This window comes from Collinsella sp. AM44-11 (assembly GCF_003467145.1).
Taxonomy (GTDB): domain Bacteria; phylum Actinomycetota; class Coriobacteriia; order Coriobacteriales; family Coriobacteriaceae; genus Collinsella.
Window position 1 is genome coordinate 87,232 of record NZ_QSFE01000007.1, and the last position, 15,260, is coordinate 102,491.

Below are 15,260 nucleotides of genomic sequence, written 5' to 3' on the forward strand. Positions count from 1 at the left end.
GGGGCTCCGCACGTATCCGTACGGAGCCCCTTTCTTTTTTCTTTTAGAGAATGGGATAGTTATGGCTGCAATTTTCAATAGCCCCAGCAAGTACATCCAGGGTCCGGACGAGCTCGCCAAGCTCGGCTCCTATGTCGAGCCGCTTGGCGCTAAGGCCCTCGTCATCGTGACGCCTTCGGGCAAGAAGCGCGTCGGTGCCAAGATCGAGGGTGGTTTTGCCGAGGCTAAGGCCGAGTTGCTGTTTGAGGACTTTAACGGCGAGTGCTCCAAGAGCGAGGTCGATCGCCTGGTTGCGCTCGCGCGCGACAACGGCTGCGACATCATCGTCGGCGTCGGTGGCGGCAAGATCCTCGACACCGCCAAGGCCGTCGCCTACTACCTGGAGTCCCCGGTCATCATTTGCCCCACCATCGCTTCGACCGATGCCCCGTGCTCGGCGCTCTCCGTGCTCTATACCGATGACGGCCAGTTCGATAAGTACCTGTTCCTTAAGGCGAACCCCAATATCGTTCTTATGGATACGACGGTTATCGCGGCGAGCCCGGTACGCCTGACGGTGGCAGGTATGGGCGATGCGCTCGCAACCTACTTTGAGGCCCAGGCGACGCACGATGCCGACGGTGGCACCTGCGCTGGTGGCAAAGGCGGCATGGCCGGTCTGGCGCTTGCCAAGCTCTGCTACGAGACGCTTATGGCCGATGGCGTCAAGGCCAAGGTCGCGCTGGAGAAGGGTGCGCTCACGCCTGCCGTCGAGCATATCATCGAGGCCAATACGCTGCTTTCGGGCATTGGCTTTGAGAGCTCGGGCCTTGCTGCTGCTCATGCCATCCACAATGGCCTGACGATGCTGCCCGAGTGCCACGGCATGTATCACGGCGAGAAGGTCGCCTTTGGCACCATCGTTCAGCTGGTACTCGAGGATGCTCCGACTGAGAAACTCGAGGAAGTCTTGGGCTTCTGCATTGAGCTGGGCCTGCCGGTCACGATGAAGGAACTTGGCGTTGCCGAGCTTACGCGCGAGCAGGCCATGATTGTTGCCGAGGCCGCCTGCGCGCCCGATGACACCATGTGCAACATGCCGTTTGAGGTGACGCCCGAGATGGTCGCAAACGCCATCCTGGGTGCCGACGCGCTGGGTCACTACTACCTTATGGATGAGTAAATCAAGCTAAGGAAGGGGCAAAGCCAGCAGACGGCTTTGCCCCTTTTTGCTATGGTGCAAACCAACCTGACCCCATCGCACCAAGTTGGTGCAAAGGGGTCAGGTTACTTTGCACCAATCGTTGTTTGATGAAGGGCGGATTCTCGTATGGCGCTTCCTATGGTTTACGGCGGTCCCGGTCGGTATGTTCAGGGGCCGGGCGAACTTTCGCGTCAGGGCAGGTATTTGTCATGGTTGGGCTGCGCTGCCTATGTCTTGTTTGACCAGGGCACCGAGGATCGGCTGTGCAGGCAGATTGTCGATGGATTTCTGGACGACGATCTAAGCGAGCCGTTCTTTAAAATTTACAACGGTCCGTGTACGGAAGAGGCTGTTGCCGAAATGGCTAAGGAAGCCCAGGCTGAGTATTGCGACATGGTGGTGGGTATTGGCGGTGGCAAGATGCTCGATATCGCCAAGGCAGTAGCGTTTTATGCCGAGTTGCCGTTGTGCGTATGTCCCACGGCGGCCTCAATGGATGGTCCGTGCAGCGCGATTTCGGTGCTGTATCACGAGGATGGGTCGTTCGACCGCTACCTGATGCTCGAGAAGAATCCAGATCTGGTCGTGGTCGATACCAACGTGGTCGCAGCGGCCCCACTGCGTATGACGGTCGCTGGTATGGGCGATGCGCTGGCAACGTACTTCGAGGCGCGTTCGTGCGCCGCGGCGCACGGCGCCAACGAGCACGGTGGCGCGCCGGGGCACTTGGCTCTGGTTGCGGCTCGTGCCTGCTACGACACACTTATGGAGTGCGGTGTCGCTGCCAAGCGCGATCTCAAAAAGGGGCGTACGTCGCCAGCGGTTGAACGCCTGATCGAGTGCAATATTTTGCTCTCGGGTGTCGGCTTTGAGAGTGGCGGCTTGGCGTTGGCGCATGCCATCGCCAACGGGCTGACGATTCTGCCCGAGTGCAAGGCCATGCATGGTGAGGCCGTGGCATTTGGTCTGGTGGTGCAGCTGCGCCTGGAGCGTGCACCCGAGCTTGATCAGGTGCTCGAGTTTTGCCAGCGCGTCGGTCTGCCGACGACGCTTGAGGAGCTGGGGCTTGATGAGATTACCGATGCCGATTTGCTGAGCGTTGCTGACGCAACTTTTAAGAACGAGCGCAACATGGCCAACGAACAGACAAAGGTGACCAGGCAAAAGCTCGTGCAGCTCATGTGCGAGGCATAGTTTGGCGCTTGATTGGCCTTGTGCAATCGAGGCGGCGATAGGCCATGGGCTATTTGCCGCAAAGATGCTCCGCGTGTAATTTGCCCGAGGCGTGGGCCGATAGCGTATCATTATCTCTTGCTTGTTTGCACTGCTCAGGGAGGGGCCGCGCATGGCGCAGGAACACGATCTGTTTGATGACATTATCGAGATCAGCAAGGGTTTCGACTTTCTTAAAAACCCGCTTGGCGGTGTGACCGATGCGCTCGATCCGTCGGCGCCGCAGTGGAATCCTGCTGACTACAAGGAGCGTCCGCGCGGCAACACCATTCCGTGCTTGACCTGCAAAAACGAAAAGAGTGGCTGCACCGCGTGCATGGACGTGTGCCCGGTCAACGCCATCGAGGTCGAGGAAGATGCCATCGAGATCCTCGATTCCTGTCGCAAGTGTGGCCTGTGCGCCGCTGCCTGTCCGACTGAGGCGATCATCTCGCCGCGCCTGGCGCCCAAAAACCTGTATGACGACATTGTCTCGGCGGCTACAAGTCACGAGACCGCCTACGTTACCTGCACGCGCGCCCTTAAGCGCATGCCGCGCGAGAACGAGGTCGTCGTTGCCTGCGTGGGCGATATTACAGCCGAGACCTGGTTCTCGGTGCTGGCCGACTATCCCAACGTGAGTGTGTATCTGCCGCTGGGCGTGTGCGATAAATGCCGCAACACCGGTGGCGAGGACATGCTGGGCGAGGCGATTGCGAAGGCCGAGGAATGGGCTGGTACGGGTATGGGCCTGGAGGTCGACCCCAAGAGCCTCAAATGCCATAAGCGCCGCGAGTACGAGCGCAAGGAATACATGGAAAAGATCGCCCGTACCACGGGCCTGACCGTGACCAAACTCAATCCGGCGACGGCGGCACTGGCTTCGGTGACGCAGAAGCTCAAAGCCCATCGCCATCAGATCACCCAGCTGGAGCGCACGCTCAACACCATGTGCGGCACCACGACGACCAAGCGTCGCCGTTCGCTCACCCATGGGCGCCAGCTGGTGCTCTCGACGCTGCAAAACCACCCCGAGCTTGCCCAGAACATGCAGGTGAGCACGCCGGAGTGCGATTTTGACAAGTGCACGTCGTGCGGCGAGTGCGTTAACGCGTGTCCCACGTCCGCCTGCGATTTGGTGGGAAGCGGTCGCTTTGCACTGGAGTCCACGTATTGTTTGGGTTGCGGAGCCTGCGTCAAGGTTTGTCCCGAACATGCGCTCAAGCTGGTCGAACACGATGCGTCCAATCTGGTCGTCGCCGATCCCGAGGCCGAGGAAAAGGCCGCCCAGAAGGCGAAGGCTCACGAGGAGGCCGAGAAGGTCAAGGCCGAGGCAAAGGCCAAGCTCGATAAGATGCTCGATCAGGTGGAAAAGCTCGCAGACTAGTCAGCGACCCCTATCTCTGCTTCATTTGCGCCGCCGTGGCGTCCGGGTTCGCCTGGATGCTGCGGCGGCGCTATACTTATACAGTTTGAAGTACCTGTATCAAAAGGAGCTGTCGTGTCCCTTTCCATCGGTATCGTGGGCCTGCCCAACGTGGGCAAGTCGACGCTGTTCACCGCGCTTACCAAAAAGACCGGCCTTGCCGCCAACTACCCGTTCGCCACGATCGACCCCAACGTGGGTATCGTCGATGTGCCCGATAGCCGCCTGCAAAAGCTCGCCGACATCGTCAACCCGGGTCGCATTGTGCCGGCTACGGTCGAGTTCGTCGACATCGCAGGTCTGGTGAAGGGCGCTAACGAGGGCGAGGGTCTGGGCAACCAGTTCTTGGCAAACATCCGCGAGACCGACGCCATCTGCGAGGTCGTGCGCTACTTTAAGGACCCCAACGTCATGCGTGAGGTGGGCCGCACCGGCGAGTTCGTCGATCCCGCCGGCGATGCCGACACCATCATGACCGAGCTCATCCTGGCCGACATGGGCACGCTCGAGAAGCAGCTGCCCAAGCTCGAGAAGGAGGCCAAGCGCGACAAGGAGCTCATGCCCAAGTTTGAGGTCGCCAAGCGTCTGCTTGCCTGGCTCAACGAGGGCAAGCGCGCCGCATCCATGGAGATGACTGACGAGGAGCGCGCCGCCGCCAAGGGCCTGTTCCTGCTCACCATGAAGCCCATCCTGTATGTGGCCAACGTGGACGAGGATATGCTCAACGAGGACCTGGCGCCCATCGATGGCGTCAAGCCGCTGCCGATCTGCGCCAAGATTGAGGCCGAGCTTTCCGAGCTCGATCCCGAGGACGCTGCCGACTACCTGGAGAGCCTGGGCCTGGAGCAGCCCGGCCTGGACGTGCTCGCGCAGGCCGCCTACAAGCTGCTTGGCCTGCAGTCGTTCTTTACGGCTGGTGAGATGGAGGTCAAGGCCTGGACGGTTCGTCAGGGCGCAACCGCTCCGCAGGCCGCCGGCGTCATCCACACCGACTTTGAGCGCGGCTTTATTAAGGCCGAGGTCATTGGCTACGACGATTACATCGAGCTCGGTGGCGAGCAGGGCGCCAAGGCCGCCGGCAAGCTGCGTATCGAGGGCAAAGAGTATGTCATGGCCGATGGCGACGTCGTGCACTTCCGCTTTAACGTGTAAGGACGACGCATATGTTTAAATATGGCAAAAAAGCTGGCTACATGGGTATTGCGTTGCTCGTACTTGCGGTGATTCCGCTGGTGGTTGCAGCGTGTGTTATCCCCAACATTGGTCCCGAGGTGGCAACGAAGTTTAACGCGGCCGGTGAGGTGACGCGCTGGGGCAAGAGCTACGAGCTGCTGGCACTGCCGGTGCTCAACCTGCTGCTGAGCGTGGCGACGTACTTTACGGCAGGACGTCAGGCTAAAAACAATGATGACTCCGCCGCCATGGCGCGCATCGTGTGCGAGCGCTACCTGCGAAACGGCTGCATCACGGGTGTGTTCCTCAACGTAATCAACGTCTACTTTATGTACTCGGCTATTACCGGAACAGGCTTTGGCTTTGGTTTCTAGCCTGTCCTTTTAGGCAACGAGCCTGCACGCATATTCAATGGCTGCTGCGAGGCCGCCGCTCGATCGTGGTTTAAAGACCATATCGGCGGCGGCCTCGTTTTCGTATCCGGAGCCGCGGAGGGCGAGTGCGATACCGGCTTCTAAAAGGAGCGGCAGGCCGCGTTGGCTGGTTGCGATTACGGCAGCCTGATTGAGCGAGCAGCTGTGCGCTTGGCATTGGATGGCAAGTTCGCCTTGCGCCGGGCAAGGGACCAGAACGGCGGCGACGCGACTTGATAGTAATGCAAATGCTGTGCGCTCATCGGGCGAAAGGCATTCGGCTTCAACGACGACGAGCTTGGGCGGTGCGCTGTTTGTGCGAAGCGTGGCTCGGTACATGCGGACCGAAGAACCCGACATAGAAAACTCCTGTGTATTCGGCAAAACGTAAACTATAGTTTACGTTTTTGTTCAGCTCCATTTCAAACTCGGCTGCATGGACGAACGTGCGAAACAGATTCTTGGCAGGCGGGTCGAAGAGACACGCAGGGACCTTGGTATCTCCAAGGTTGATTTTTGTGTGGCGACAGGAATCAGCCGACCCTACCTCGACCGAATCGAAGATGGGACGGCAAATTTCACGCTCAAGGTTCTATTTAAGATCGCGCCCGCACTCGGCATGACGGTGTCAGAGCTTCTCGAGGGGATCGAATAGGGGATACCCGTCGACAACTGAATTACGCCATCGGGATGCGGTCGTGGTTGACTTGGCTGTAGAACAGGCGCTGAATCTCGGCCGCATCACGTGACTGGCCGAGTGCCCACATGGTTTTGGCCACGAGCGTCTCGGTGGTCATGTCGTCGCCGCGCAAAATGCCCGGATGATCGGCGTAGGCACGGCCGACCTCATAAACACCCAGGTCAAGGCCCTCTTCGGGGACCTGCGTGGTCATAACGACAGTGCGACCCGAATCGACCCAGCGGAAAATTGCCTCTTGGAACGACTCGCCCGACTCACCAAACTCGGGGATACCGCCAATGCCAAAGGTCTCCAGAATCACAGCGTCGTAGCTATCGGCAAGAGCGTCCAGGATACCCGGGTTCACGCCGGGTGTCAGCTTAAGGGCAAATACGCGCGGGTCGATGCTGTCGTAGAAGCGAACCGGGTTCTCGTCCTGGTGAGTGCCGTGGAGTCCGTTGCGAACGATGCGGTCGTTGCGGATATAGGCAATGGGCGGATAGTTGACGCTAATGAACGCGTTAAAGCTCATGGTGCGCTGCTTGCGGGCGCGCGTGCCGGCAATGGCTACGCCGCCAAAGACAATCGAGACGTCGTGCGAATGCTCGTCGAGCGCATAGAGCAGGCTCTGGTACAGGTTGAGCTTGGCGTCGGTAAAGGGATTGCCCATGGGCTTTTGCGAGCCGGTGAGTACGATGGGCTTGGGGCTGTCCTGAATCAGATAGGAAAGCGCCGCCGCGGTGTAGCTCATGGTGTCGGTGCCGTGCAGAATCACGAAGCCGTCGTGGTCGGCATAACCCTCGACGATGACGTCGCGGATACGCATCCAGTCGCTCGGACGCATATTGGTGCTGTCGATGTTCATGGGCTGCACGACGTCGAGCTCGCAGAGGCCCGAGATCTCGGGGACGCTCTGGGCGAGCTCCTCACCGGTCAGGGCGGGGGAGAGGCCGTTGCCGTCCTCGGTCGATGCGATGGTGCCGCCCGTGGCGATGAGAAGGATGCGCTTCATGCTGGTATTCCTATCGTATTTGCCGCCGCAGAGGCGGAGTCGTTCGGCAGTATTGTGGCACAGGGCGTCCAATGTTCAAACGTATTACATCATCTGTAACGTTTGGTAACACTTCAATTGCCGTCAAATAGGCCCCGGTCGTGCGTTTGCCGTGCGCTGATGGCTGCGAGGGACGAGAAACCCCATATAACGTGTACACTATGTAAGATGTTTTCGTTTATTCGCGCGGGTGGGCACAGGCTCCCCGCCAACAAGAGGGGGGAAACCATGGATCAAAAGGCTTCCGCAAAGGTCCTCGTACTCGACTTTGGTGCGCAGTACGGTCAGCTCATTGCCCGTCGCGTCCGCGACCTCAACGTGTATTCCGAGATCGTTCCCTGCGACATCTCGGCCGATGAGATTCGCGAAATGAACGCCTCTGCGCTCATCCTCTCTGGCGGCCCGGCTTCTGTGTATGCCGAGGACGCTCCGTCCATCGATCCCGCCATCTTTGACCTGGGCCTTCCCGTTCTGGGCTTTTGCTACGGCCATCAGATCACGGCCGTGACGCTCGGCGGCAAGGTCGGTCACTCCGAGGTGGGCGAATACGGCCGCGCCACCATCACGCGTACGGCCGGCGCCAAGCTCTTTAACTCCACGCCTATGGAGCAGACCGTGTGGATGAGCCACCGCGACGCCGTGTCCGAGGTGCCCGAGGGCTTTACCGTTACCGCCAGCACCGACGTGTGCCCGGTTGCCGCCATGGAGTGCGTCGAGCGCAAGATCTTCACCACGCAGTTCCACCCCGAGGTCAAGCACTCCGAGTACGGTCAGCAGCTGCTGAGCAACTTTCTGTTTGAGATCTGCGGCCTGGAGCCCAACTGGAGCATGGATAACCTGGTCGAGACCATGACAGCCGAGTTCCGCGAGAAGGTCGGCGACGACCGCGTGATTCTGGCCCTGTCCGGCGGCGTCGACTCCTCCGTCGTGGCTGCGCTGGGCGCTCGCGCCGTGGGCAAGCAGATGACCTGCGTGTTCATCAACCACGGCCTGCTGCGCAAGGGCGAGCCCGAGCAGGTGGAGGAGGTCTTCACCAAGCAGTTTGACGTCGACTTTATCCACGTCCACGCCGAGGACCGTTATGCCGAGCTTCTGGCCGGCGTGACCGAGCCCGAGGAGAAGCGCCGCATCATCGGTACGCAGTTCTGGAAAGAGTTCTTCGCCGTGGCGCAGCAGCTCGAGACCGATGGCAAGCCGGTCAAGTACTTGGCTCAGGGCACCATCTACCCCGACATCATTGAGTCCGGCGCTCGCAAGACGGGCGGCAAGACGGCTACCATCAAGAGCCATCACAATCTGATCCCGTTCCCCGAGGGCGTGCACTTCGACCTTATTGAGCCGCTCGACCACTTCTTTAAGGACGAGGTCCGCGCGCTTGGTCTGGCGCTCGGTCTGCCGGGTCATATCGTGTTCCGCCAGCCTTTCCCGGGCCCGGGTCTGGCCATCCGCATCATCGGTGCGGTCGACAAGGAGAAGCTCGAGATCCTCAAGAATGCCGACGCCATCGTGCGCGAGGAGCTCGACGCCTATAACCAGCGTCTGTTTGAGCAGACCGGCGAGCGCAACTCCGAGCATAGCTGCTGGCAGTATTTCGCCGTCCTGCCCGACATTAAGTCCGTCGGCGTTATGGGCGACGAGCGCACCTACCAGCGCCCAATTATCCTGCGTGCCGTCGAGTCCAGCGATGCCATGACCGCCGACTGGGCCAAGCTGCCCTACGACGTCCTGGCCCGCATCTCCGGCCGCATCGTGGCCGAGGTTCCCGGCGCCAACCGCGTGTGCTACGACATCACGTCCAAGCCGCCCGCGACGATTGAGTGGGAATAAATCGAGTTGCTTAAAAAAGCCAGTGTTTATGCGGGTTTCAGCGATTTCGATTAGTCTTTTGATAACAAATTGATAACAGTCATAGCAAGTGCCATTATTCTTGTTATCCAGTGGTTTATGGGTAACGGAACAATTAACAGGTGGCTTGCAGACTAAAGTTCGGAGCTTGGCTCTGAACAAATTCCATATTATAAACTAAGCCCTTAGCTGTGGTTAATAACCATAGTTAAGGGCTTTTTTGTCGTTGCCAAAGCATCTGTAGGGAGCTGCCAGTGGCAGGTCCTGTAGGTGCTTATTTATCTTTCAAGTGGTCTTTGAATGCTTCCACGAGAGCGTCACTTAATTCCTGTGATGGAACTTTTGCCCAACGCTGTGTGGTGTCGAACTCTGGATAATGGTAACGCCAGTTATCGTATTCTTCTCTGTTGATTTCTTCGGAAGATAGCTTGTCTGCCTGTTCTTTCCAAGCATACAGCATTTTGAGGAGTTCATATGCTTCTCTGCCTTTGTCCTTGTTGACCTTTAAGCATACCTCTCCGTCTGCTTCACTGACAGTAAGACCGTAAATATCTTCAAGGGTAAACAGAGTGTGCATAAGACCGATATAGCTGTCTATGTCAGGAACATCAAGAGCCTGTGGAGAAACATCAAGCACCTGTGCCAATGCATTTGTAAGGTCTGCTTTCGGTTTGCGTGTACCAGTTTCGTACTGTGCCAAACGCACATCAGCACTCTTTTCTGGAAAACCGATTGCTGTACCGAGATACTTTTGTGTCATACCACGCATTAGTCTGAAAAAATGTATTCTTTCGCTGATAGCCATAATGATACGCTCCTTTTATATTTAGTGAAATAAGTATAGCAGAAATGTTTAGTGGAAGTCAAGAAAAACCGAAACAAAAATGTTTAATATTTTCTTTGCAACCACTTGACAATAGCAAATATGTTTAGTAAAATAAATTACGAATTAAACAAATATGCTTAATGCGACAACTGAATGACCGTCCGAAAAGCCAAACCGCCAAGACCTCGTCGGAGCAAGTTCCGTATCGTTCGCTTGTGTGCAAGCACAAAAGCTCATTCGCTGCACTGCTCCTCCTCTTCCCCAAAAGTCTCCGACTTTTCGGGAACCCCTATACGAGCGAGCGCCTGATGTACTGCGGTGCATTGGGACAGCACAGCGCCTGCCGACAAGCAGGAGTGCCTGTTGGAACTTTAACACGGAGAAAGCGGCAAGCAAAAAATTATTTTAAGAAAGGAAGAAAAAGGATATGGAAAACAGATTTATCCGAGCCGAAGATGTGGCTCAGGAACTAAACGTATCAAAACCTTATGCATATAAACTCATCAGACAATTAAATGAGGAATTGAAAGCAAAGGGCTTTATTACGATTGCAGGGCGTGTAAATCGCCAGTATTTTTACGAAAGGCTCTACGGAGCAGGAAAGGGGGAAATGTAAATGCCGGTATTTAAGAATGAAGATAACGGTACTTGGTATGTGATGGCAAGGTATGTGAACTGGAAAGGGGAACGCAAGCAGAAATGCAAGCGTGGCTTTGCTACCAAACGAGAAGCACAGGAATGGGAAAGAATGTTCAAATTGCAGACTTCTTCAGACCTTGATATGAGTTTTGAAGCCTTTACGGAGCTTTATATCAATGATGTGAAGAACCGTTTGAAGGAAAACACGTGGCTTACCAAAGAGCATATCATACGCACAAAGATACTTCCGTATTTCGGGAAACTGAAAATCAGCGAGATTTCCACAAAGGAGATTATTACTTGGCAGAATGAAATGCTTGCCTATCGTGATGAGAAGAAAAAGCCTTATTCACAGACGTATCTGAAAACGCTGCACAATCAGTTGTCCGCCATTTTCAATCACGCTGTCCGCTACTATGAACTGCGTTCCAATCCTGCGGCAAAGGTGGGAAATATGGGACGTGAGGAACACAAGGAAATGCTGTTCTGGACAAAGGAAGAATACAAGAAATTCTCTTTTGAGATGATGGACAAGCCTGTTTCCTTTTATGCGTTTGAAATGCTTTACTGGTGCGGTATCCGAGAGGGCGAGCTGTTAGCTTTGACTCCGGCAGATTTCAACTTTGATAAGGAAACAGTCACAATCAATAAATCCTATCAGCGTTTGAAAGGGCAGGATGTGATTACTTCTCCGAAAACGAAAAAGAGCAACCGCACGATTAAAATGCCGAAGTTTCTGTGTGAGGAAATGAAAGAATATCTCGGTATGCTTTACGGATTGAAGAAGAAAGACCGTATCTTTACGGTGACGAAAAGCTATCTTCATCACGAGATGGACAGAGGGGCAAAGGCGGCAGGCGTGAAGCGTATCCGCATTCACGATCTCCGTCACAGCCACATTTCACTCTTGATTGATATGGGCTTTTCTGCGGTGGCGATTGCTGACCGAGTTGGTCACGAAAGTATTGATATTACTTATCAGTACGCACACCTCTTTCCGTCAAAGCAGATTGAGATGGCAGAAAAATTAGATGATTTAGGGAAAGGAGATTTTGAAAATGTCAGCTAAGAACAGAGATAACAAAAATCGTTGGAGGAATATCACAGTAGGGTTTCGAGTATCGCCCGAAGAAAACGAACTCATTAACAGAGCTGTAGCTCTATCAGGATTGCCAAAACAGGAGTATTGTTACCGCCGTTGCTTAAATCAGGATGTGGTGGTACAGGGCAATCCGAGAGTGTATAAGGCGTTGAAAACGGAATTTGCCACAGTCCTTGCGGAACTGAAAAGGATTGAAGCAGGAAAAGGTGTGGATGATGAACTGCTGAGTGTAATAGAACTGATTTCCATTATTCTCGGCGGTTTGAAAGGAGAGGATGCGAATGGAGAATAAAAAAGAAATGACTATTCCAAATGTATCTGCGGCAACAGATGCGGAACAGTCACTTTCCAAATGTACTGACAATAGTATAGTCAATCAGGATACGGATTTCAAGGGGTACGAGCAATCTTTTGAAGAAATGCAAAGGGAAATACTCAGACAGTTAGACCCTTCCTATCTGAAAACAGTATCAATGACAACGCTGTATGATACGGTGTTTGAGGTTCAGACACCACTTATCGACGGTCTGCTCCAAAGGGGAACTTACCTTTTCGTAGGTTCCCCGAAAGTGGGAAAGAGCTTTATGATGGCACAGCTTGCCTATCATATCAGCACAGGCACACCGCTTTGGGAGTATAAGGTGCGTAAGGCAACGGTGCTTTATTTTGCCCTTGAAGATGATTACCCACGTTTGCAGAAGCGATTGTTTCAGATGTTCGGTGCAAAGGAGACAGGCAATCTGTATTTCGCAACGGAATGTAAAACGGTCAATGGCGGACTGGAAGAACAGATAAGAGGGTTTATGAGGGAACACCCAGACACAGGCTTGATTATCATAGACACCTTAAAGCGTGTGCGTGAAGCAGGCGGAGCAGATTACAGCTACGCAAGTGATTATGATGTTGTGGCAAGGCTGAAAGCGTTGGCAGACAGTTACAAGGTTTCAATGCTTATTGTTCATCATACACGCAAACAAAAATCGGAAGATATATTCGATATGATTTCAGGCACGAATGGTCTGATGGGTGCGGCAGACGGTGCATTTGTTCTCAGTAAGGACAAGCGTACTTCCAACAATGCCACACTTGATGTTGCTGGCAGAGACCAGCAGGATATGAAAATCCATCTTGTAAGGGACAGCGAGCGATTGGTGTGGAACTTTGCAAAATCGGAAACGGAGATGTGGAAAGAACCGCCCGAACCTCTGCTTGAGAAGATAGCGGATACGCTCTTTTCGGAAAGTGACAGATGGGAAGGAACTGCTTCGGAACTTTGCGAAAGGCTTGCGGTGGATATAAAGCCGAATGTACTTTCTTTAAGGCTCAGTATCAACGCAAGCAGGCTGTTTCGTGATTACGGTATCCGTTATCAGAACAGCCGCACACACGACGGAAGAAAGGTTTCACTTTGGAAAGAAACCGAGCAGACGGCGTGACAAACGGTGTCAAAGGTGTCAATGTTTTTGAGAGCAGCACGCTGTGAAAAACATTGTCACCATCGTCACACTTTGACACCGGATAAAGTTTAGGGGAGTGTGCAGAGAGTGCCTTTTCAAAGGCGGCTCTTTGGTCTCGCCTGCTGGCTCGGTCGGTTCGCAGGCGTGTGTGCCACCGGCACACGCTCACCCCTCGGAGAGCCTTCGGAGAACGCAAAACCTGTTTACAGGTCGCATTTTTGATGGGTGTACCCGTCAAAAGTGCTTTTGCGTTACTTTTGACAAAAGTAACAAAACCTGAGAATGTTGAAATTTACAGATGGGAGATGAAAAAATGCAGAGAACGATAAGTGCAATGGTCGGTAAAGGCTCGGTCAATCACAATAGCCGAAAGTTCCGAGCAGAAAATGTAGACGGAACTCGTACTCATCTCAATATCGACTACTGCAATGAAAATATAAAGACAGTTTATCACGAATTGTTTGATGAAGCATTGGAAAGATACAATGCCAAGCAGATAAGGTCAGACCGAAAGATAAAAGATTATTATGAAAAAATCCGAAGTTCCAAGCAGGAAAAACCGTTCCACGAAATCATTTTACAGGTGGGCGGTAAGGGAAATATGAACGCCGATACGGAAAACGGAGAACTGGCAAAGCAGATTTTAGATGAATACTATCAGGGTTTTCAGGAGCGAAATCCACAGCTTCGGGTGTTCTCGGCTCATCTGCATATGGATGAAGCTACACCACATCTGCACATAGATTTTGTACCTTTTACCACAGGCAGCAAGCGTGGACTTGATACAAGAGTGTCACTAAAGCAGGCTCTTGCAACGCAAGGTTTTAAGGGCGGCAGTCGTGGCGATACGGAGTGGTCGCAATGGATACAGTCCGAAAAAGAACAGCTTGCGGCGGTGATGGAACGTTATGGGATTGAGTGGGAACATTTAGGCACACACGAAAAACATCTTTCTGTTTTGGATTATAAAAAGCAGGAAAGAGAAAAAGAAGTGGCGGCATTAGGTGCGAAAATCGAGCAGAAACAGATTGAATTTGATGTGTTGTCGGAACGAGTATTGAACTATGATAAGGCAAAAGACGAGCTGTCAAATCTTGAAATAGAGCTTGATACTGCACCGAAATATCAGTTGCCAGAACCAGAGAAATTTATGACTGCAAAGGCATATAAAACCAAAATGGCAGAGCCGGTTGTAAGGAAATTGAAGCAACTTGTCAAAACGGTGCTTGCCCGCTGCTTTGAGGGGTGGGACAACTATCATAGGCTGAATACAGCGAATGCACAGTTATACCGCACCAATCAGCGTTTGGAGAAAGTCAATGAAAGATTGACCGAAGAAAACAAAATCCTAAAAGCAGAAAATAAAGATTACAGCCTGCTCCGTAAGGTTTTTGGTCGCAAACAGATAGATGATTTGTTGGAGCAGGCAAGAACAGTTAAAGGTCGCAAGCGTGATAATACACGATCACGATAGACAAAAATCACAGGAGGAAAAGGAAAATGACAAAGACAATTTTTGAAGAAATGGGCGGAACTTATAGACAGGTGGGTGATTATTTATTGCCGAACATCACAGTACCAGCCGAAGAAGAAATAGAGCCGATTGGTTTATGGGGGAAACGACATGCAAGGCATTTAAAGGAACACTATAAAGTGTTATATATGAACCTGCTGACAAGCGGAAAGCTGCATAGTTATCTTGCAGAAGTCGATAAGCAAGCAGAGGATATGTTTCTTCGACTGGTAAAGGAATATGCCGACAGACAAGATGTGACGGAACAATTAAAGAAAGATAATCCCTACGAATGGATTGGAAGAATGAATAATATTCAGGCTTGTGTGAGGGAAGTTGTAGGAACGGAGTTGATTTACACATAAGCGTTTTACGGTATGGTGCTCCTGCGTTTGCTGGAGTGCTGTGGTTGTGGTTGTAAAGAGGTTGTGAAAGATTGAATTTCGTAATGGTTGGATGTATAATTAGGAAGTGAAAATTTTAATTTGCACTTCCATAAGGTGAAATGTATTGACACAAAAAATACAGTATGATAGTATTGCCATTAGAAGAAAGAAAGGCACATTTTGTGTAAGGTGAGGAAATGATTAATAGATAATTTGATTTAAGTAAGACACATATAGTTATTGAGCCTGTAGAGAATAGGTTTGTTTTGTGTACGCTTAAGTTGGATTATCGCAAGAGGCATTTCCTTTGTTTTCCTTTTGGAAAAGAAATAAGGGGCTATTTAGCGAGTCTATT

Annotated in this window: 16 protein-coding genes; 13 read left to right on the forward strand and 3 right to left on the reverse strand. The window is 53.0% G+C overall.

Annotated elements, in window-relative coordinates; all coding sequences use genetic code 11:
- Nucleotides 1-61: 61 nt before the first annotated feature.
- From DW943_RS06060 to DW943_RS06080, 5 genes are all read left to right on the forward strand, one after another.
- On the forward strand, nt 62-1,162 hold the full coding sequence (locus tag DW943_RS06060) for a glycerol dehydrogenase (protein WP_117635909.1): 1,101 nt from the start codon (nt 62-64) through the stop codon (nt 1,160-1,162).
- 147 nt (nt 1,163-1,309) lie between these two features.
- The gene (locus tag DW943_RS06065) at nt 1,310-2,377 is read left to right on the forward strand and encodes a glycerol dehydrogenase (RefSeq protein WP_117645896.1); all 1,068 of its coding nucleotides are present in this window, start codon (nt 1,310-1,312) and stop codon (nt 2,375-2,377) included.
- Between the two features lie 151 nt (nt 2,378-2,528).
- The gene (locus DW943_RS06070) at nt 2,529-3,782 is read left to right on the forward strand and encodes a 4Fe-4S binding protein (RefSeq protein WP_089572782.1); all 1,254 of its coding nucleotides are present in this window, start codon (nt 2,529-2,531) and stop codon (nt 3,780-3,782) included.
- 114 nt (nt 3,783-3,896) lie between these two features.
- A complete protein-coding gene (ychF, locus tag DW943_RS06075) occupies nt 3,897-4,973 on the forward strand; it encodes a redox-regulated ATPase YchF (protein ID WP_089572784.1) in 1,077 nt (358 codons plus the stop codon).
- Between the two features lie 11 nt (nt 4,974-4,984).
- Complete coding sequence (locus tag DW943_RS06080) at nt 4,985-5,368, forward strand: DUF1648 domain-containing protein (protein WP_089572786.1); 384 nt, start codon at nt 4,985-4,987, stop codon at nt 5,366-5,368.
- Nucleotides 5,369-5,377: 9 nt separating this feature from the next.
- Here the strand turns inward: DW943_RS06080 and DW943_RS06085 are convergent, their stop codons facing one another.
- Entirely contained in the window at nt 5,378-5,767 is a 390-nt protein-coding gene (locus DW943_RS06085; RefSeq protein ID WP_089572787.1) for a hypothetical protein, read from the reverse strand.
- Between the two features lie 76 nt (nt 5,768-5,843).
- On the opposite strand from DW943_RS06085, the gene DW943_RS10805 reads away from it, so the two are divergent.
- On the forward strand, nt 5,844-6,062 hold the full coding sequence (locus DW943_RS10805; protein ID WP_035136926.1) for a helix-turn-helix domain-containing protein: 219 nt from the start codon (nt 5,844-5,846) through the stop codon (nt 6,060-6,062).
- A gap of 22 nt (nt 6,063-6,084) precedes the next feature.
- Here DW943_RS10805 and DW943_RS06095 read toward each other — a convergent pair whose 3' ends face one another.
- Nucleotides 6,085-7,098, reverse strand: coding sequence for an asparaginase (locus DW943_RS06095; RefSeq protein ID WP_117645891.1), 1,014 nt, complete (start codon nt 7,096-7,098; stop codon nt 6,085-6,087).
- 267 nt (nt 7,099-7,365) lie between these two features.
- On the opposite strand from DW943_RS06095, the gene guaA reads away from it, so the two are divergent.
- The gene (gene guaA, locus DW943_RS06100; protein ID WP_035136929.1) at nt 7,366-8,964 is read left to right on the forward strand and encodes a glutamine-hydrolyzing GMP synthase; all 1,599 of its coding nucleotides are present in this window, start codon (nt 7,366-7,368) and stop codon (nt 8,962-8,964) included.
- Between the two features lie 292 nt (nt 8,965-9,256).
- On the opposite strand, the gene DW943_RS06105 is transcribed toward guaA, so the two are convergent.
- Nucleotides 9,257-9,787, reverse strand: coding sequence for a helix-turn-helix domain-containing protein (locus tag DW943_RS06105; RefSeq protein ID WP_009247529.1), 531 nt, complete (start codon nt 9,785-9,787; stop codon nt 9,257-9,259).
- 448 nt (nt 9,788-10,235) lie between these two features.
- Between DW943_RS06105 and DW943_RS06110 the strand changes: the two genes are divergently transcribed.
- From DW943_RS06110 to DW943_RS06135, 6 genes are all read left to right on the forward strand, one after another.
- On the forward strand, nt 10,236-10,424 hold the full coding sequence (locus tag DW943_RS06110) for a transcriptional regulator (protein WP_009247528.1): 189 nt from the start codon (nt 10,236-10,238) through the stop codon (nt 10,422-10,424).
- The gene (locus DW943_RS06115) at nt 10,425-11,516 is read left to right on the forward strand and encodes a site-specific integrase (RefSeq protein ID WP_009247527.1); all 1,092 of its coding nucleotides are present in this window, start codon (nt 10,425-10,427) and stop codon (nt 11,514-11,516) included.
- Nucleotides 11,506-11,841, forward strand: coding sequence for a hypothetical protein (locus DW943_RS06120; protein ID WP_009247526.1), 336 nt, complete (start codon nt 11,506-11,508; stop codon nt 11,839-11,841). The genes DW943_RS06115 and DW943_RS06120 overlap by 11 nt, the downstream gene beginning before the upstream one ends.
- Nucleotides 11,831-12,985 (forward strand): AAA family ATPase, encoded by a 1,155-nt coding sequence (locus tag DW943_RS06125; protein WP_009247525.1) that lies wholly within the window; start codon nt 11,831-11,833, stop codon nt 12,983-12,985. Before DW943_RS06120 ends, DW943_RS06125 begins: the two co-directional genes overlap by 11 nt.
- Before the next feature lie 355 nt (nt 12,986-13,340).
- Nucleotides 13,341-14,480 (forward strand): plasmid recombination protein, encoded by a 1,140-nt coding sequence (locus DW943_RS06130; protein ID WP_019190307.1) that lies wholly within the window; start codon nt 13,341-13,343, stop codon nt 14,478-14,480.
- A gap of 26 nt (nt 14,481-14,506) precedes the next feature.
- Complete coding sequence (locus tag DW943_RS06135; RefSeq protein ID WP_009247523.1) at nt 14,507-14,884, forward strand: TnpV protein; 378 nt, start codon at nt 14,507-14,509, stop codon at nt 14,882-14,884.
- Nucleotides 14,885-15,260 lie beyond the last annotated feature (376 nt).